At 70.3% G+C, this 16,155-nt stretch carries 18 protein-coding genes; 2 read left to right on the top strand and 16 right to left on the bottom strand.

Annotated features, from left to right (window positions below; all coding sequences use genetic code 11):
• Window positions 1-139 precede the first annotated feature (139 nt).
• The 16 genes from folK to AC1DXK_RS13120 form a co-directional block, all read right to left on the bottom strand.
• A complete protein-coding gene (folK, locus tag AC1DXK_RS13195; RefSeq protein WP_457106359.1) occupies window positions 140-610 on the bottom strand; it encodes a 2-amino-4-hydroxy-6-hydroxymethyldihydropteridine diphosphokinase in 471 nt (156 codons plus the stop codon).
• Window positions 607-984, bottom strand: coding sequence for a dihydroneopterin aldolase (folB, locus tag AC1DXK_RS13190; RefSeq protein WP_457106358.1), 378 nt, complete (start codon window positions 982-984; stop codon window positions 607-609). Before folB ends, folK begins: the two co-directional genes overlap by 4 nt.
• 3 nt (window positions 985-987) lie before the next feature.
• Entirely contained in the window at window positions 988-1,824 is an 837-nt protein-coding gene (folP, locus tag AC1DXK_RS13185; protein WP_457106357.1) for a dihydropteroate synthase, read from the bottom strand.
• Between the two features lie 85 nt (window positions 1,825-1,909).
• Window positions 1,910-2,272, bottom strand: a complete 363-nt coding sequence (locus AC1DXK_RS13180; RefSeq protein ID WP_457106356.1) for a hypothetical protein — start codon at window positions 2,270-2,272, stop codon at window positions 1,910-1,912.
• Window positions 2,253-2,963 (bottom strand): hypothetical protein, encoded by a 711-nt coding sequence (locus AC1DXK_RS13175; RefSeq protein WP_457106355.1) that lies wholly within the window; start codon window positions 2,961-2,963, stop codon window positions 2,253-2,255. The genes AC1DXK_RS13180 and AC1DXK_RS13175 overlap by 20 nt, the downstream gene beginning before the upstream one ends.
• A complete protein-coding gene (gene pqqE / locus AC1DXK_RS13170) occupies window positions 2,960-4,105 on the bottom strand; it encodes a pyrroloquinoline quinone biosynthesis protein PqqE (protein ID WP_477297991.1) in 1,146 nt (381 codons plus the stop codon). Before pqqE ends, AC1DXK_RS13175 begins: the two co-directional genes overlap by 4 nt.
• A complete protein-coding gene (pqqC, locus tag AC1DXK_RS13165; RefSeq protein ID WP_477297990.1) occupies window positions 4,102-5,187 on the bottom strand; it encodes a pyrroloquinoline-quinone synthase PqqC in 1,086 nt (361 codons plus the stop codon). Before pqqC ends, pqqE begins: the two co-directional genes overlap by 4 nt.
• Window positions 5,188-5,467: 280 nt before the next feature.
• A complete protein-coding gene (gene pqqB / locus AC1DXK_RS13160; protein WP_477297988.1) occupies window positions 5,468-6,367 on the bottom strand; it encodes a pyrroloquinoline quinone biosynthesis protein PqqB in 900 nt (299 codons plus the stop codon).
• A 33-nt stretch (window positions 6,368-6,400) separates the two neighbouring features.
• On the bottom strand, window positions 6,401-6,490 hold the full coding sequence (gene pqqA, locus AC1DXK_RS13155; RefSeq protein ID WP_012317526.1) for a pyrroloquinoline quinone precursor peptide PqqA: 90 nt from the start codon (window positions 6,488-6,490) through the stop codon (window positions 6,401-6,403).
• A 225-nt stretch (window positions 6,491-6,715) separates the two neighbouring features.
• Window positions 6,716-7,420, bottom strand: coding sequence for a response regulator transcription factor (locus tag AC1DXK_RS13150; protein WP_457106351.1), 705 nt, complete (start codon window positions 7,418-7,420; stop codon window positions 6,716-6,718).
• Window positions 7,417-9,051, bottom strand: a complete 1,635-nt coding sequence (locus AC1DXK_RS13145; RefSeq protein WP_457106350.1) for a sensor histidine kinase — start codon at window positions 9,049-9,051, stop codon at window positions 7,417-7,419. Before AC1DXK_RS13145 ends, AC1DXK_RS13150 begins: the two co-directional genes overlap by 4 nt.
• 66 nt (window positions 9,052-9,117) lie before the next feature.
• Window positions 9,118-9,324, bottom strand: coding sequence for a hypothetical protein (locus AC1DXK_RS13140; protein ID WP_457106349.1), 207 nt, complete (start codon window positions 9,322-9,324; stop codon window positions 9,118-9,120).
• 84 nt (window positions 9,325-9,408) lie between these two features.
• The gene (locus AC1DXK_RS13135; RefSeq protein ID WP_477297983.1) at window positions 9,409-10,203 is read right to left on the bottom strand and encodes a formylmethanofuran dehydrogenase subunit C; all 795 of its coding nucleotides are present in this window, start codon (window positions 10,201-10,203) and stop codon (window positions 9,409-9,411) included.
• 3 nt (window positions 10,204-10,206) lie between these two features.
• Window positions 10,207-11,154 carry a formylmethanofuran--tetrahydromethanopterin N-formyltransferase gene (fhcD, locus tag AC1DXK_RS13130; protein ID WP_457106347.1) on the bottom strand — a complete coding sequence of 316 codons (948 nt, stop codon included), beginning with the start codon at window positions 11,152-11,154 and terminating at the stop codon, window positions 10,207-10,209.
• 27 nt (window positions 11,155-11,181) lie between these two features.
• The gene (locus tag AC1DXK_RS13125; RefSeq protein WP_457106346.1) at window positions 11,182-12,828 is read right to left on the bottom strand and encodes a formylmethanofuran dehydrogenase subunit A; all 1,647 of its coding nucleotides are present in this window, start codon (window positions 12,826-12,828) and stop codon (window positions 11,182-11,184) included.
• Complete coding sequence (locus AC1DXK_RS13120; RefSeq protein WP_457106345.1) at window positions 12,822-13,892, bottom strand: formyltransferase; 1,071 nt, start codon at window positions 13,890-13,892, stop codon at window positions 12,822-12,824. Before AC1DXK_RS13120 ends, AC1DXK_RS13125 begins: the two co-directional genes overlap by 7 nt.
• Before the next feature lie 299 nt (window positions 13,893-14,191).
• Here AC1DXK_RS13120 and AC1DXK_RS13115 point away from each other — a divergent pair, with 299 nt between their 5' ends.
• On the top strand, window positions 14,192-15,169 hold the full coding sequence (locus AC1DXK_RS13115; protein ID WP_457106344.1) for a beta-ribofuranosylaminobenzene 5'-phosphate synthase family protein: 978 nt from the start codon (window positions 14,192-14,194) through the stop codon (window positions 15,167-15,169).
• A gap of 85 nt (window positions 15,170-15,254) precedes the next feature.
• Window positions 15,255-16,148 (top strand): NAD(P)-dependent methylenetetrahydromethanopterin dehydrogenase, encoded by an 894-nt coding sequence (locus AC1DXK_RS13110; RefSeq protein ID WP_457106343.1) that lies wholly within the window; start codon window positions 15,255-15,257, stop codon window positions 16,146-16,148.
• Window positions 16,149-16,155 lie beyond the last annotated feature (7 nt).

The raw sequence follows: 16,155 nt of genomic DNA, 5'->3' as shown, positions 1-16,155 counted from the left end.
GACGCCGCCCTGGTGGGCATCGAAGCGCTCCAGACACGGCGCTCGACTCCGCAGCTGGTCATGCGGTGGGCGGCGTTCAGCATGGCTGCACGCCGCTGCGGATAAGACGCGGCCCTCCGGTCCTTTTCGAGAGAGACGTTCAGACCCGTTCGATCCCGCTCCGATCGAGCTTCTGCAACGCGTCGCTCACGCGCTCGCCGCCGATGATGAGGTCGGGCGCGATCTCGGCCAGCGGTACCAGCACGAAGGCGCGCTCGCGCACGTGGCGGTGCGGCAGGACGAGGCGCGCGTCGTCGACGGCGGCCCCCTCGTAGGCGAGGACATCGATGTCGATGACCCGCGGCCCCCAGCGCTCTTCGCGGACGCGCCCGAGGTCATGCTCGACCCGCAGGCAGGCATCGAGCAGGCCGTGCGGCGTGAGGTCCGTCTCCACCGCGACCGCTCCGTTCAGGAACCACGGCTGGTCGGTCTTGCCCCAGGGTGGCGTCCGGTAGTCGGACGAGCGCGCCAGGACCGTGATGCCGGGAATCGCCGCGAGCCCAACCACAGCGCGATCGAGCATCGCGGCCATGTCGCCGATATTACTGCCGATGCCGAGATAGGCCCTCATCGCTGGGCGCCCCGGCGGCGCGTGATCTCCACGCTCACGCTGTCCAAGATCGCCGGGACGGGAGCACTCGGCTTGTCGATCCGCACGGTGATGGCGTCCACAGGCGCGCATCGCGCCAGGATCTCCTCGGCGATCGACTCGGCCAGGGCCTCGATCAGGTTGAAGCGCCGCTCGGTGGCGACGGCCGCCGCGATCGCGGTGAGATCGGCATAGCTCACCGTCGCGCCGACGTCGTCGGAGCGGCCCGCCGCGGAGAGGTCCAGTTCGGCATCCAGGGAGATGTAGAAGCGCTGTCCGAGCACCGCTTCCTCGGCCAACACACCGTGCCGGCCGAACACGGCGATTCGGGTGACGCGGATCAGGTCGCTCGCCATGGCTCAGCGGGCCTCCGGACGCATCACCGCGTCGACGACCCGCATGGCGTCGACATGTGCCGCCACATCGTGCACGCGCACGATGTCGGCGCCGAGCGTCGCCGCAAGGGCATGGGCGGCCAGGGACCCGTAGAGCCGATCGGCCGGTCGGGTCTCGCGGTCGTGCAGGCGGCCGAGGAGCGACTTGCGGGAGACGCCGACCAAGACCGGAAATCCGAGGGCGCGGATCTCCGGAAGACGCCGCAGGACCTCGAGATGCTGCGCCCAGGTCTTCCCGAAACCGACCCCCGGATCGAGCACGATCTCGGAATCCGGGATTCCCGCCCGATGGGCGATCACGAGGGACCGCTCGAAGAAGGCCAACATGTCGGCGACGATGTCGAGATCCGCCTCGATCGTCTCGCGGTTGTGCATGATGATGACCGGCGCACCATGCGCGGCAGCCACGTTGGCGATGTCGGGCTCGCGCTGGAGGCCCCAGACGTCGTTCACGATCCGGGCGCCGGCTTCCAGCGCGACGCGGGCCGTGGACGCCTTGTAGGTGTCGATGGAGATCGGCACCGATAGCCGCGGCGCGACGGCCCGGATCACCGGCAGGACGCGCGCCTGCTCCTCCTCGGCCGGCACCGGCACGTGACCGGGGCGCGTGGATTCGCCGCCGATATCGAGGATCGCCGCCCCCTCGCCGACCAGCCGTTCGGCCTGGGCGACGGCCTCCGCCTCTCCGGCAAACAGGCCGCCGTCCGAGAAGGAGTCCGGGGTGACGTTGAGGATGCCCATGACCAGCGTACGCCCGCCCAGGGCGGGCAGCAGATCGGTCAGGCCGGGGGAGGGGGTCACGGTGCGGGTCCCGTTCACGAGAGCGGTTCGGGAGCGGGTGTGCGCGAATCGCGAGGCCGGCGCAACGCCGGCCTCGCGGCATGCCTCAGCCGTGGTAGCAGCGGATCTCGGCCTCGGCCTGGGCGCGGCGCAGATCCGCGACCTTGTCGTCGAAGATCTTGGTCGACTTGAACTCGTTCGCCCGGTTGCCGACGCCCTGTCGCATCGACAGGATCGTGCTCGCTTGGACGTACTTGTCGTAGGGCAGGATCGCGGCGAGCTGGTCGAGGGAGCACGAGCATTTCTGCAGGCTCTCGCGGGTCTGGCCGTTGGCGGCCATGCAGCCGAACACGTAATCCACCCGGGCGTCGGTGGGATAGTCGTTCTCCTCGGCGGCCCAGCCGGCTAGGCCCGACAGCGTCAGGGCGAGGGCGGCCAGGGCAGCCCGTTCAGCCAGCCTTCTGATCATAGTTCAGCTTCTCCTCAAGCAGTTCGCCGCCATCCGGGCTCTTCGAGGTCGCCTCGATCGAGACGATCTCGCCCGGGACGGACGGAGCGGTGACGAAGGTGTAGGTCATGTCGTCCATGCCGCGCATGCGCTGGGCCATCGAGTCGCCCGCGAACGGCTTGGTCACCACGCGCCAGCCGTCGACGTCCTGGCCGCCGAAACGCACCTTCGTGGGCGTGACCACCGCCTTCTCGCGCAGACCCTTGCGGATCGCGAGCTTGAGATAGCGCGGGTTCGCCTCCAGCACCTTGGCCAGGCCGCGGAGATGGTTCTCGAGGAACAGAGACACCACCGGATTGCCTGCCATGTCCTCGAACGGCCCGGCCGGCACCCGGTTCAGACCCGAGAACATCACGACGTTGATGTCGCGCGCCTCGGCGCTCTTCCCGGGCTCGACCTTCAGCGTGACCGTATCCTCCAGAGGCGCCCCGAACGGACCCTTGGAGATGCCCGAGCGGCGCAGGTAGTCGTAGGTCAGTGTCGAGCCGGGAGCGGTGTTCTTCATCTGCGGCTGGTCGAACAGAAGATCGGCCGCGGAGGGCGTGGCCGCCGCGTTGGCCTGCGTGACGGTGGCGGATTTCGGCGCGTCTTCGGCCAGAGCCGGCCCCGTAACGAGCGCCAGCGCGATGGCCGCTGAGGCAAGGTTTCTCACGAGCGGACTTCCTCCTTGAGCGGCGATCGGACGTTGCTGCCGATCGTCCGGTAGACATAATCGGGCGGGTTTTCGGCCGCCTCCTCGGTGGCCAGCGCCCGGACCTTGGCGTGCAATGGGGACAGCGAGCACGCCGGATCCGTGGCTGCGGCGTCGCCGGCAAGCGCCAGGGCCTGGCAGCGGCAGCCGCCCCAATCCTTCTCCCGACGGTCGCAGGAGCGGCAGGGCTCCTGCATCCAGTCGGTCCCGCGATAAGCCGTGAAGGCTGGCGAGTCCTGCCAGATCGCGCTGAGCGAATGGTCGTTGACGTTCCAGAACTCGAGACCCGGGATCGTCTCGGCGGCGTGGCAGGGCAGGACCTTGCCCTGGGGCGTCACGTTCATCAGCTTGCGGCCCCAGCCGCCGGCACAGGCCTTGGGATACTTCGCGTAGTAGTCCGGCACCACGAGGTCGATGACGAGCTGGCCCTTGAGCCGCTCCCGGGCCGCCTCGACGATCCGGATCGACTCGTCCACCTGCGCCTTGTCGGGCATCAGGGCGGCGCGGTTGACGTAGGCCCAGCCGTAATACTGCGTATGCGCCACCTCGAGGCGCTTGGCGCCCATCGTCACCGCGAGTTCGATGAAGCCCGCGACCTCGTGGATATTGCCGCGGTGGATCACCGAATTCAGCGTGAGCGGCAGCCCGAGATCCACCACCTTGGCGGCGAATTCGAATTTCTGCGGCTGGGCGTTCTTCAGGCCGCCGATCCGCTCGGCATTCTGGGCGTCGACGCCCTGCACCGAGAGCTGCACGTGGTCGAGGCCGACATCGTAGAGCGCCTGTAGCTTGGCGAGGGCGCCGCCGACGCCGGAGGTGATCAGATTCGAGTAGAGACCGAGATCCGCACAGGTCTTGGTGATCTCGACGATGTCGTTGCGGGCCGTCGGCTCGCCACCGGAGAGGTGCACGTGGAGGACGCCGAGCGCCGAAGCCTCCCGCAGCACGCGCTGCCACGTCTTCGTGTCGAGCTCGCCGGAGCGGCGGTCGAGCTCGAGCGGGTTCGAACAGTAGGGGCAGCGGAGCGGGCAGCGATGGGTCAGCTCTGCGAGCAGACCCACCGGGGCCGGCGCCGCGGGCCGGTTCGGCGTCAGGGCGTTCATCGCTCGAGAACCCGCTTCTCCGCGAGGCCGTCGAGCATCGCGAGGATGTCGACCTCGATGGCACGCGGATCGGCCGCGTAGGTCTTGCCCAGTTCGTCCGCGATGTCGGCGACGCTGCGCATGCCGTCCACAAGCTTGAGCACCGCGACCGCGTTGTCGTCGAGGTCGAAGGTCCGCTCGGGGGCCAGGAGGACATACTTGCCGCGCGTCTCATCGTTGCGCAGCCGCACGCCGCGCGGCAGACGCGGGCGGTCGCCGGGCGCGATCTTGCCGCCGAGACCACCCGCCCGGACCTGCGTCCCCTCCGCAACCAAGCCTTCGCCCGGCTTCCACGCGTCGGGAGGAACCATGCCGGGTGCCACGTAGGCGAAATACAGGGCGTCGAGCTGCGTCCAGAGGACGTTGCACTTGAACGTCAGAGCCGCCATCGCCTGCCGCTGAAGCTCCGGCGTCGTCGCGTGCTGCTTCACGTAATCGAGTGCGAAATCGGCATCCCGGGGCGCCTGGGTGAGACGCTTGTCGAAATAGGCCAGCGTATCCTTGGTGATGAACTCGTAGTTCTTCAGCATCCCGGCAACGCGCTCCGAGATGATCGTCGGCGAGAACATCTCGGTCAGCGACGAGGCGACGGCCTCGAGGAGCGACTTCTCCGAGACGAAGTGGACATAGGCCTGCACCGAGAACTTCGTGGCCGAGAGGATGCCGCGGGTCGACAGGACGTAGTCGCGGTCGAAGCCGACGCCCTCAGCGAGCTTGAGCCACCGCTCGATGCCGCCGTCACCCTCGTGGTCGCCGTCGTGGTCGACGATCCGCTGGCGCCAGATGCGCCGCAGCGACGCGTCGGTCATCCGGGCCAGGACCGCCGCGTCCTTCACCGGGATCATCGCCTGATAGTAGTAGCGGTTGAGCGCCCAGGCCCGGACCTGATCCTTCGACAGCTTGCCGTCGTGCAGAAGGCGATGGAACGGATGCAGGTTGTGGTAGCGGCGCGCCCCGATGTCGCGCAGCGCCGCCTCCAGCTCCTCGGGGCTCAGCAGTCGCTGGCTGTCGGCGGCATCGGGGGTCGGGAAGACTGCGTTCATGGCGTGTCCGGCTTCCGTTCTCGGCTCGCGTTTCCTGTATCCTGATCCCGCCCTCGTCCGCGGGGCGAATGTCCGGGTTCAGGGACGATATAGTGCCGACGGCGAGCGGACCCAACCGTCGATCCCTGCCAACGGGGCGGTTCGTGCCTCCGTTGCCTGCGGCACAGGGCGCATGCGGATCGCCGAATGGCGCCCTTCAAACCCCGCGGCCGCGACGGCTCGCGTTTCCGCACGAAGGCGCCGGTTCCGGGATCACCCGCAGTCCCGAGGCTTCGCGGTTTCAGACCGTCAAGCTCAGTCCGTCATGCGCCACCGTCCAGCCGGCCGCCTCGACATCCGCCCGCTCCGGCGATCCCTCGACGAGCACCGGGTTGGTATTGTTGATGTGGACGAAGACGCGGCGCCCGATCTCCACCATCGCGAGGGCATCGATCGATCCGTTGTCACCGCGCATCGGCACGTGGCCCATGCGCCACCCGGTTTTCGTGCCGACGCCCGCGCGGATCATGTCGTCGTCGTGCAGGACGGTGCCGTCGAACAGCAGCGCATCCACGCCGGCGATGCGCGCACGCAGAACCTCCGTCACGCGAGCGCAGCCCGGAACGTAGGCCAGTCGACGGCCGCCGGCCTCGATCAGTGCGCCGACCGTCGTCTCGGTCTCGGCGCCGATCTCCATCGTCTCATCCTCCAACCACAGGGGCACCTTGCCCGGCACCGGAAAGAGCGTCACGGAGAGACCGGGAAGCGGCTCGAAACGCTGCTCCATGCCGACCGCCTGACGGACGACGACGCCGTCGGCCATCACGTCGAACACGCGATTGGCGTTCACGGACTCGAGGATGCCGCGGGTGGCGTAGAGCGTGTAGGGCTGGCCCTCGCGCAGTGTCAGAAGGCCTGCGACGTGATCGACATCGCCGTTCGTCAGGAGCACGGCGCGGATCGGCGAGTGGCGCAGACCTTCGCGCGGGTGCATCTGGGGGTTGTCGAAAAGCTGTTGCCGGATATCCGGCGATGCGTTGACGAGCAGCCAGTCAGACCCGTCCGCGGAGACCGCGATGCTCGACTGGGTCCGGGGCCGCACCCGGTCCGGCTCGGACCGCGCCATGGCGCAGATGGGGCAGCGGCAATTCCACTGGGGAAGGCCGCCGCCGGCCGCGGAACCGAGGATCACGACGCGCATGGTGCGGCTCCCGAGATCCCCGGCCCGTGAAACTCAGTTGAAGGTGTCGATTTCGGCCGACTCGTAGCTCGTCACTTCCATGCCGACGCAGATCTCGGACACGATCGGGGCAGCCCACTTCATGGTGTTTCTCCTCAGGATATGTCTTCACCGAGCGTCACGCGGTTCCTAAGAGGACCCTAAGACACTGATGGCGCTCTCGTTTCCGGCGCGGGAGAGGTATCGACGATTCAGCTCCAGGCTTCAAGCACTAAGTTGCCGGATCCTCCCAAATTTTTCGTGAGACACTTTCTAAACGTCGGGAAACCATCGAGAAACGGGCGCGCCTGCGACTTAAGTACAGAGGGCTCACTGTCTAAAATCGCGGCCACGCAACTCGAGCATGAATCCTTTACCACGCACGGTCACCAGGCCGGGGCCGCCGTAACGGACGAAATCGGCCATCTTCGAGCGCAGGTAGCCGATATAGACGTCCACCACGTTGAGCGACAGCCCACCCTGGCTTGCCCAGAGACGGTCGAAGATGTCGGCTCGGGAGACCGGCTTTCCGATATTCTCCATCAGCATCGCGAGAAGCTCGGCCTCGCGGGGCGTGAGTCGGGCACTGGCGTCTCCGCAACTCGCTTGTCGCGTGTCCATGTCGAGCATCAACTTGCCCACGGTGACGCGCGAGCGCGGCGCCTCCGCCTGCTCGCGGCGCATGAGATGCGTGCGCAGGCGCGCCACCAGCTCGTCGAACTCGAACGGCTTGATGATGTAGTCGTCCGCGCCGAGCGCCAGCCCCTCGGCGCGGTCCCGGATCTCGTCTCGTGCCGAGAGGAAGAGGATCGCCCCTGGGAAGCCGCCCTCCCGCAGGGACCGGCAGACGTCGTGGCCCGACCCGTCCGGGAGGTTGATGTCGAGGAGCACGGCGCCGGGTGCCGGATCGTGCGCCGCCTTGAGCGCCTCGTCGACGCAGGCGGCGGTCCCGACCTCGAACCCCTCGGCTTCGAGCCCCCGGGCCAGGAGGCCGCGGATGTCGATGTCGTCCTCGACGATCAGGATCCGCGTCATGCGGCCGACTCCCTAACCTGCGCGTCCCCGGCGGCGCCACCGGCCGGGCCGGACTCCCATGCCGGATCGAGAGCCGGGATGTCCAGGCTGACACGGGCACCGCGGCCCTCCGGCCCGGCGCCGAGCCGAATGGTGCCGCCGTGCTGCTCGACGATCCAGCGCGCCAGGGCGAGGCCGATGCCGAACCCGGTCTCGTCGGGGCCGGCGCCCGCACCGCGCCGGAAGCGCTCGAAGAGTTCGGCCTCCGACGCGCCGAAGCCCGCGCCGTCATCCGTGACGGTAATCCGCCCGATCGGTCCAGGGCCGGCCGCAAGGGCGACCTCGACCCGGGTGAGACCGGTGGCGTGGCGCATCGCGTTGTCGACGAGGCTCTCGACGGTCTGGCGGATCCACTCGCGGTCGGCGATGCATTCTACGTCCCGCGTGCCGGGATCCAGCGTCAGGTCGACCCGGCGGCGCGCCGCTTCGGAGGCCATGTTGTCCCTCGCTTCCGACAGGACCAGCGCGAGGCCGAGGGGGCGCTTGTCGAACTCGATCTCGCCCGATTCGGAGCGGGCAACCCGCAGCAGATCCTCGACGCGCAGCTTCAGCCGCTGCGCCCGCTTCTTGATGGTGGCGAAGACCGGTCCCGGATCGGACACCCGGGACGCGCCCCGCAGCGCCAGGTCACACTCGCCCAAGATCACCGTCAAAGGCGTGCGCAGCTCGTGGCTGACATCGGCGAAGAAGCGGCGCCGTGACTGGTCGACGGCTTCCAGCCGGGCGTTGGCGGCCCGCAGGTCGGCGGTGCGCGCCGCCACGGTATCCTCCAGCGCGGCCCGATCGGCCGCAACCCGCGATTCCCGCCGGGCGAGGCGAGCGGCCATGCGGTTGACGTTGGTCATCAGCAGACCGAGTTCGTCGCGGGTCGCCACCGAGAGGCGCGTGTCGAGGGCGCCGTGGCCAATGGCGCTCGCGGCGCGCCGGACCTCCTCGATCCGTGCCAGCGTCGGTCGGGTCACGCCACGGTAGAGGATCGCCAGCAGGACCAGGGCCGCCGCCACGGCGGAGGCGGCGGCGAGGCGCAGGCGTGCGGACAGCGCCCGCGCCTGTTCGGAGCCGAGTGCCATGCTGCGCCGCTCGGCCTCGATCAGGAAGGAGAGCGGCTGACCGGTCATGGCGCCGAAGCCGTTGAGGGCGCCCTTGATCGCGTCCTGCCGCCGCTCCGAGTCGGTCTGGCGGCTGATCAGCGCCACCTGCCGGTCCAGGACGACACGGGCAGCCCGAAGCTGCGCCATCGGTCGGGTGCGCGCCGCGTACTGCATCCGGTCGGCCGGGTCGTCGCTCGGCGGGAAGCTCTTGGCGAGCGCCTCGTCCACGGTCGTCAGCGCGCGGTCGGCATTGTCGCGGGCGATCGCCATCGCCTCGGGCTGACCATCCGGATTGCCAACCGTCTCGACGGCCGCCAGCCCGAACTGCGTGAGGCGGCCGGACAATTCGGCCAGCAGTTCCAGGCGCCGCTGCGCCTCCAGGGTGCGGTCGACGGTGCGCTCCGCGGCGCCGATCGCCGCGAGGGCGGCGGCGGCGGCCAGCATCACCACGATGGCGGTGCCCCCCAGCAGCAGCGCGAAGCGGACCTTCAGCGAGCGCATCGGACCTGCCCCGCTCTCAATCCCGGGACGAGCATGGCACCGCCCGGTCCCGAAACCAAGGTGCCGTCACAGATCCTTCGGCAGGCTGCCCTTGGCCGCGCAGCGCCAGCGCTCGACATGCCATTCGGGATGCGCGGCCTGCCAGGTCGCCAGCGCGCTCTGCGAGTTGCGCAGGCACACGAACGGGCTCGATGTCTCGAACGACATCTCGATCCGGTCCTCGCGGCAGGTCGAGGGCTGGGCGACGAGGCAGATCGACAGCAGCAGCAGCATGGGCGCGTTTCCGGGCTGCCGGCCTCGAACGGGCCGGCTTGGGGCAGACCATAGAGCGCGTCCACGCCCGTTGCCCAGGCGGCGTCAGGCCGCGACCCAGATCTCACCCTTGGCGATCGTGGCGAGGTCGCCGGAATAGCGGCGCAGCGGCTTCGCCAGGAGTTCGGCGTGCTCGGCGCTGAGCCCGCGCAGCGCCGTCGCCAGCAGCCGCAGGAACACGAGGTCGTGCGCCCCGGTCTCCACGAAGGTCGGCGCCATCCGGCCATGGGCGCCGAGGAGGAGCGTCCCGCGTCGCATGCCGAGGCCGGGATGATCGCCCACCGCCAGGGCTGCCAGGGTGCCGGCGATCATGCGTGAGCCCGCGTAGGCGCCCGCGCGGCCGGCCACGATCGTCCCGCGCCGCATCCTGTCGCCGAGATGGGCGCCCGCCGTGCCGCGGATGATCAGTGTCGCCCCGTCGAGGCCCGCCTTGGCGGCGTAGACCGCGCCGCCGGCGTGGTCGCCGGCGTCACCCGCGATGGTGATCGTGCCGCCGGTGGCACCGGAGGCCGCGTAGGGACCGGCATTGCCGGAGACCGTCACGCTGCCGCCGGCCATGCCGGCGCCGACCCGCTGGCCGACGTCGCCCGTGACCCGGATCGCGCCTTCGGACAGGCCGGCACCGACCCGGTCCAGGCGCTCGTGCCCCCCCTCGATGGTGAGGGTGTCGGACCCGTCGAGGGAGACGGAAAAGCAGTCGCCGAGGCGCACGCCGGTCCGCGTGGTCCCGACCTCCAGGCGTTCGGCATCGCCGGCCGAGAGACGGCTCAGCGCCACTGGGTTGATGGCGAGGAAATCCAGCCGCTCGGGGGGCGCTTGGCGCAGGGTGAGGGTGCTCACGGCTCAGCCCTCCGGCTTGGCGTCGTCGCGCGCGATCAGGTCGCGCAGGTGATAGTGGTGGCGGCCGAGATTGCCGCCGTAATTGCCGGCGGTGACGGCGATCAGCCCGTGCTTGCCGCCGATCTCGGTCGCGGCGTGCAGGCCCGCGCGCATCGAGTCGGACACGCCCTGAGAGGTCAGGGCGTCGATGACGATCTCCAGTACCACGCCGCAATCGGGGGGAAGCGCCGAGCCGGAGCGGCCCTTCAGGGTCGGGCAATAGGCATCGTTGGTGGAGGCCATCATGCCCTTCGTCCGTCCGCCGACCTTCGAGCCGGAGCGGACGATGCCGCCGGGGAACGGCAGGATCGCACCGGGGACCGCCTTGGCTGCCTCGACGGCGATCTCGGCAACCTTGAGCGTCTCGGCATGGGTGCGCCCGAGGAACAGCAGGTTGCCGCCGCCGACCGCGCCGTCCACGGCCCGGACCGTGTCCTCGCACAGGAACTCGCCGTCCATGACCGGGATGCGCCAGTAGCGCCGCGCCTTGCCGGAGGCGTCGGGCAGGCGCTTGGCCACCGCGAAGCCGTCGCCGAAATAGCGGATCGCGCCGCCGAGCTTGATCTTGGTCGGCCCGTCGACGCCCGCGTAGCAGGCGGTGCCCGGGCAGGTGAGGATGCACTGGCCGACGCGCTTGATCAGCTGCTCCTTGAGGCCGTTCGGCTCGAAGCCGAACAGGAGGATGCGCACGCCCGGGCGCCCATCCGGAGTCTCCTCCGGGGACAGCTCCGCGTCGATGCCGGCCTCGGCGCCGCAGCCGATCACCGAGGTGGCGAAGCCGGTCATCGTGGTCGCGGCGATCATCGCCCACTTGGCGGTGTCGTTCGTGACGATGATGGCGGTCCCGGCCACATCGAACGCCTCCGCGAAGGTGTCGACCACCGGGATGCCGTTGAGGGTGAGGTCAGACATCGTTCTTCCCGCGGCTCGCCCCGCTGTTCACACCCGGCATGGCACCGCCTCGAAGTTCTGCGTGCCCTCGCCGAAGGCCGCGTCGGGCACGGCGAAACTGTCGAGCCCCTCGCCGAACCGTTCCGTCAGGTAGGCGTCGGCCCGCTTCGCCATGGCCTTGTCGGACTCGACGGTGAGCGACAGCGTGCGGCCGGTACGCCACTCGACCACCTCGCCGTCCTCCACGATCGGCACGCCGTCCTTCAGGACGAGCTTGGCGGCGGTGAACATCGCGGTGCGGTCGGTGTCGTCCCGGTAGACCGCCACGTCGGCCCGGGCGCCCGCCCGCAGGTGGCCACGGTCGGCGAGACCGAGGAGCTTCGCCGGTCCGGAACGGGTGAGCTGCGCGATCTCCGAGAGCGTGTACTCGCGCTCCAGCCCGGGGAGGCTCGAGCGTTCGCCCACGACGCTCGGCAGCGTCGCGATCTCGCGGTCGCGCTCCGCCTTGTCCATCAGCAGGTGGATGATGCGCGGGTACTGGGTGAACGGACCGCCGTTCGGGTGGTCCGTCGTCAGGATCGTGCGCTCCGGGTCGGTGGAGAGCAGCATGATCTCCAGGCCGATCGCCCATTGCAGGGAGCTGGTCGGGCCCCGGGGCCGGTACAGGAACGGCACCACGCCGCCGCCCTCGGCGTCGCCCGCGTTCAGGACCCACTTCTTCGGCTTGGCGCCCTTCCGGCCCGCGAACTGGCGGAGGATGTCGAGGGACACCGTCACGGTCTGACCGAACACCACCTGCCCGATATCGAGGGTGGCGTTCGGGTTGTCGGTGATCGCCTGGGCAATGCGCTCGGCGGCCGAGCGGAAGCCGCCGGTTCCGGGATTGGCCGGATCGACCGCGCCGTAGGCGTAGAACTGAGCATGGGCGAAGTGGATGCGCCGGCCTTCCGCCGCATCCAGCGTCGCCATGAAGCTGTCGTCGCCCCCGGGAAGCCCCAGGTTGTTGCAGTGGACGTGGAGCGGGTGCGGGACGCCGATCTCTTCCACCGCGTCGAGGAGCGAGCCCATGATCTGCCGGGTCGAGAGACCGTAGCAGGGGATCTCGTCGTCCAGCGAGAGCCGGAGGGCGCCGTCCTTGAAGGCCGAGGCGCCGCCCGCGTTGATGCACTTGACGCCCAGCCCGCGCGACTGCGCGACCGACAGGGCGACGAGGTCGCGCACGGCATTCCCACCCTGGCGCTCGCGAAGCAGCTGGAGGAGCTGATCATCGTTGCCCATCACGGTCAGGGCGCCGCGGTCGAGCAGCGGGATGTCGGCGAGTTCGAGCTGCGTGCCGAGCGCGTGGGTCGGCGGCATCGCCGGCTCGACGGCCGTGGTGTAGCCCATCCGCGCGTAGGTCGAGCCGATCCAGGCCGCCGCCCCGCCCGCATGGGCGAAGGGATGGCCGTCGGGCGCAGCCTCGCTGACGTAGAGGTCGGGCAGGAGCAGCCGCGAGGTGATCACGTTGCCGCCGGCGATGTGCGAGTGCACCTCGACGCCGCCGGCCATGACCACGCAGCCCGCGGCGTCGATCACCGCATCGGGCTCGCGCCCCGGCGGATCGATGACGCGTCCGTCCTCGATCCAGACGTCGCCGACGGAATCGCGGGACGCGGTCGGATCGACGACGCGCCCGCCCCGGATCACGCTCAACATGCGGAGTCACTCCTCGACGCGGCCTGCCTCGTGACCAGGCGCTCCTTGAGGGCACCCAGCACCGATGCGGCCGACGGCAGATCCGACGGCGCCGAGGCCGGCCGGAAAGTCAGCGCGGCGCGCGGCTCGTTCCACAACACGCCGCCGTGGTCGCGGCCGGGCTGGCCGACCAGGATCACGACGTCGGCAGCCTGGGCCGCGCCATCCGCGACCAGCGCCACGGAAGGCACCGCGGAGAGCCAGTCCGGCCGCGCCACCGGGACGGCGCCGAGCCACAGGACGGCGTCGGCCTCGCCCGCGGCGACCTGGCGGGCGGCGTCGAACCGCCAGGGATCGTGCTCGGGAACGCGGCGGCCGAAACCGCTCCGCGGTGCCTGTCCGGTCGTCCAGGCCGAGACCGGCACGACGGCCCGGTCCTGACCCACACCGCCGACCGCGAGGGTGAAGCAGCGCGTCGTCTCGCTCAGCTCCATGGCGAGTCCCTGGAGCATCTCGACGCCGACTTCGCCGAGTTCGGCGGGATCGTAAAGGAGGACGCCGTACCGGGCGGCGGCGAGCCGGGCGGCGATCTGGCCAGGCAGCGCGTCGCCCGCGAGGTGCCCGCGGGCGTAGGCGCGCAGCTCGCCGATGGCCTCCGGCAGCCCGCCGTCGGCCGGCCACGCCAGCGCCGCCGCGGCGTTCGCGCCGATAGCCAGCACCTCGCGATCCGATCCGGCGGCGCGGCCGCGCGTGGGCTTCGCGTCGATCAGACGCTTCAGGAGCGGGGACTGCCAGACCGAGGCGCCCACCGCCAGAACCACGTCGGCGCGCCCGACGGCTTCGGCGGGTGTCGAGGTCAGGGCGCCGACCCGGCTCAGCGAGCCGAGTTCGGCATAGGTCCCGGCCGATCCGGCCGTATCCACGGAGGCGCCGATGCGCCCCGCGAGATCGTAAGCCGCGCGGATCGCGGCGACGTCGGCGCTGAGGCCGGCGATCACCGGCGCGCGCGCCTTGGCGAGCAGGGATGCGGCCGCCTCGATGGCGGTGCCCGCGTCCGTCGCGCCACCCTTCACCCAGGCTGCCATGCTCCCTCTCGCAACGTTCTTGCTTAATTTCGGAGCGGGCGACGGCCGTAAGACCGGACGAAGCGGGTGTCCCTCGGACCAGAGGGTTCCCCACCGAATCGGAATGGCTCGTCCGCCCGGGAAGTCCAGGCAGGCGGCAAACTCGGCGCGCCGTCGCGGGACCTAGGTTTGCATTCATCCGCCCACCGCGGCAAGGGGGTCCCGTCGTTCAACCTCACGATCCCGTTGCCCCGGCGGCGCGCGGCGTGGGACAAGCACGCCGGTCATGCGGCCTGCCGGCGGGATTCGAGGGCATTGAGTTGGGCGAGGTCCCCGAGCGGAACGCGATGACGGCGGTCGAAAGCGTGCGAGTCGAGGCGCCGGCGCGGCTCCATTTCGGATTCCTGGACCTGCACGGAGGGCTAGGCCGCCGCTTCGGCAGCATCGGACTCGCCATCGACGCACCGTCCCTGGCCCTGAGCGCCCGCCGGGCGGCGGACCCTACGGTGGCGGGGCCGGAGGCCGACCGCGTTCGCGGTTACGTCGCCGCCGCCGCCGCGCATCTCGGACACGGCGCGGACGTGTCGATCACTGTCGAGCGGGTGATCCCGGCCCATGCCGGTTTCGGCTCCGGCACGCAGCTCGCGCTCGCCGTGGCCGCCGCAATGGCGCGCCTCGACGGCGCGCCCTTCGCGCCGGACGCGTTCGCGGCCTCCCTGGATCGGGGCAACCGGTCCGGCGTCGGCCTCTGTGCCTTCACGCAGGGCGGCCTGATCGTCGACGGCGGCCGCGGGCCGGACGGGGGACCGCCCCCCGTCATCGCGCGGCTGCCCTATCCCGAGGCGTGGCGGATCGTGCTGATCCTCGACCCGAGCACGGCCGGGGTGCACGGCGCCCGCGAGGTCGAGGCGTTCCGTGACCTGCCTCGGTTTCCCGAGGCCCACGCGGCGGAAATCTGCCGGATCGCGCTGATGCAGGTCCTGCCCGCCGTCGCCCTTGCCGAGCCGCAGGGGTTCGGGGCCGGGATCACCCGCATCCAGACCCTGATCGGGGACCATTTCGCGCCCCACCAGGGTGGCCGGTTCGCCAGCGACGCGGTCGCACAGGCGCTCGCCCAGGTCGCCGCCCAGGGCGTCGTAGGGTACGGCCAGTCGTCCTGGGGACCGACCGGATTCGCGCTGGTGCCGTCCGAGGCCGAGGCCCGCGCGCTGGTGGCCAGCCTCGACCGGGGCGGCCCGCTCCGGTTCCTCATCGCCCGGGGCCGGAACCGCGGCGCATCGGTAACCGCACTGACCTGAGCCCGAGGTCCCGGGCTTGACCCGAAGCACCGCTCCGGGTTTGGACGTTGGCAGGCGCCTCTGTCGCGCGCCGCATGAGGATTCCATGGCCCGCTCGATCCTCCACATGCTGACGCCGCTCCGGCACATGAGCCCGTTCGACGTGAACATGGCCGTGGATGCCGGCTTCGAGACGGTGGTAACCTACGCGGAGGTCAGCCTCGCCGACGTGGTCTCGCTGACCCAGGATTCGATCTTCTCCCGCTCGCCGGCAGACGGGACGCGGACGGGCATCTTCATCGGCGGCAAGAACGCCGAGGACGCCCTCGACATGGTCGACCGCGCCAAGAAGGCCTTCGTTCCGCCCTTCGTGAACCACGTCTTCGCCGACCCGGCCGGCTCGTTCACTACCGGCGCCGCCATGGTGGCGCAGGTCTCACGCGTCCTGCGTCAGAAGTTCAACACCGACCTTAAGGGCAAGCGCATCGTCATCTTTGGCGGTGCCGGCGTCGTCGCCTACGTGGCGGCCGTGATCGGTGCCCTTCAGGGCGCCAGCACCGTTCTGGTCGGCCACGACGGTGAGGAGCGGGTCTCCAAGATCGCCTTCACGATGAAGTGGCGATTCGGCATCGAGGTCGGCGCCGTCGACGGAACGACGCCGGACGATCGCCGCGCCGCGATCCGCGACGCGGATGTGATCCTCTCCGCCGGACCGGCGGGCATCCCGATCCTCACCGCGGAGGATCTGGAATCGGCGCCGAAGCTCCTCGTCGCCTCGGACGTCAACGCTGTGCCGCCGGCCGGCATCGCGGGGATCGACGTCAACGCCGTCGACGTGGCGCTGCCCACCGGAAAGGGCGTCGGCATCGGCGCGCTGGCGGTCGGCAACGTCAAGTATCAGACGCAGCGGCGCCTGTTCGACCGGATGCTCGCCTCGGATACGCCCCTCTGCCTCGATTTCCGCGACGCCTACGAGCTCGCGGTGGAGATCGCCGGCTAGGCCGTTC

This window comes from Methylobacterium sp. P3_A11 (assembly GCF_056403155.1).
This window is presented reverse-complemented; position numbering and strand designations above follow the sequence as displayed.

Coding starts and splice junctions, on each gene's coding strand:
- folB (WP_457106358.1), bottom strand. CDS start 984: ATGGCGAGCGACCTGATCCGCGTCACCCGAATCGCCGTGTTCGGCCGG.
- pqqC (WP_477297990.1), bottom strand. CDS start 5,187: ATGAACGCAGTCTTCCCGACCCCCGATGCCGCCGACAGCCAGCGACTG.
- AC1DXK_RS13145 (WP_457106350.1), bottom strand. CDS start 9,051: ATGCGCTCGCTGAAGGTCCGCTTCGCGCTGCTGCTGGGGGGCACCGCC.
- AC1DXK_RS13110 (WP_457106343.1), top strand. CDS start 15,255: ATGGCCCGCTCGATCCTCCACATGCTGACGCCGCTCCGGCACATGAGC.
- folK (WP_457106359.1), bottom strand. CDS start 610: ATGAGGGCCTATCTCGGCATCGGCAGTAATATCGGCGACATGGCCGCG.
- AC1DXK_RS13120 (WP_457106345.1), bottom strand. CDS start 13,892: ATGGCAGCCTGGGTGAAGGGTGGCGCGACGGACGCGGGCACCGCCATC.
- pqqB (WP_477297988.1), bottom strand. CDS start 6,367: ATGCGCGTCGTGATCCTCGGTTCCGCGGCCGGCGGCGGCCTTCCCCAG.
- pqqA (WP_012317526.1), bottom strand. CDS start 6,490: ATGAAGTGGGCTGCCCCGATCGTGTCCGAGATCTGCGTCGGCATGGAA.
- AC1DXK_RS13150 (WP_457106351.1), bottom strand. CDS start 7,420: ATGACGCGGATCCTGATCGTCGAGGACGACATCGACATCCGCGGCCTC.
- fhcD (WP_457106347.1), bottom strand. CDS start 11,154: ATGTCTGACCTCACCCTCAACGGCATCCCGGTGGTCGACACCTTCGCG.
- AC1DXK_RS13125 (WP_457106346.1), bottom strand. CDS start 12,828: ATGTTGAGCGTGATCCGGGGCGGGCGCGTCGTCGATCCGACCGCGTCC.
- AC1DXK_RS13140 (WP_457106349.1), bottom strand. CDS start 9,324: ATGCTGCTGCTGCTGTCGATCTGCCTCGTCGCCCAGCCCTCGACCTGC.
- AC1DXK_RS13180 (WP_457106356.1), bottom strand. CDS start 2,272: ATGATCAGAAGGCTGGCTGAACGGGCTGCCCTGGCCGCCCTCGCCCTG.
- pqqE (WP_477297991.1), bottom strand. CDS start 4,105: ATGAACGCCCTGACGCCGAACCGGCCCGCGGCGCCGGCCCCGGTGGGT.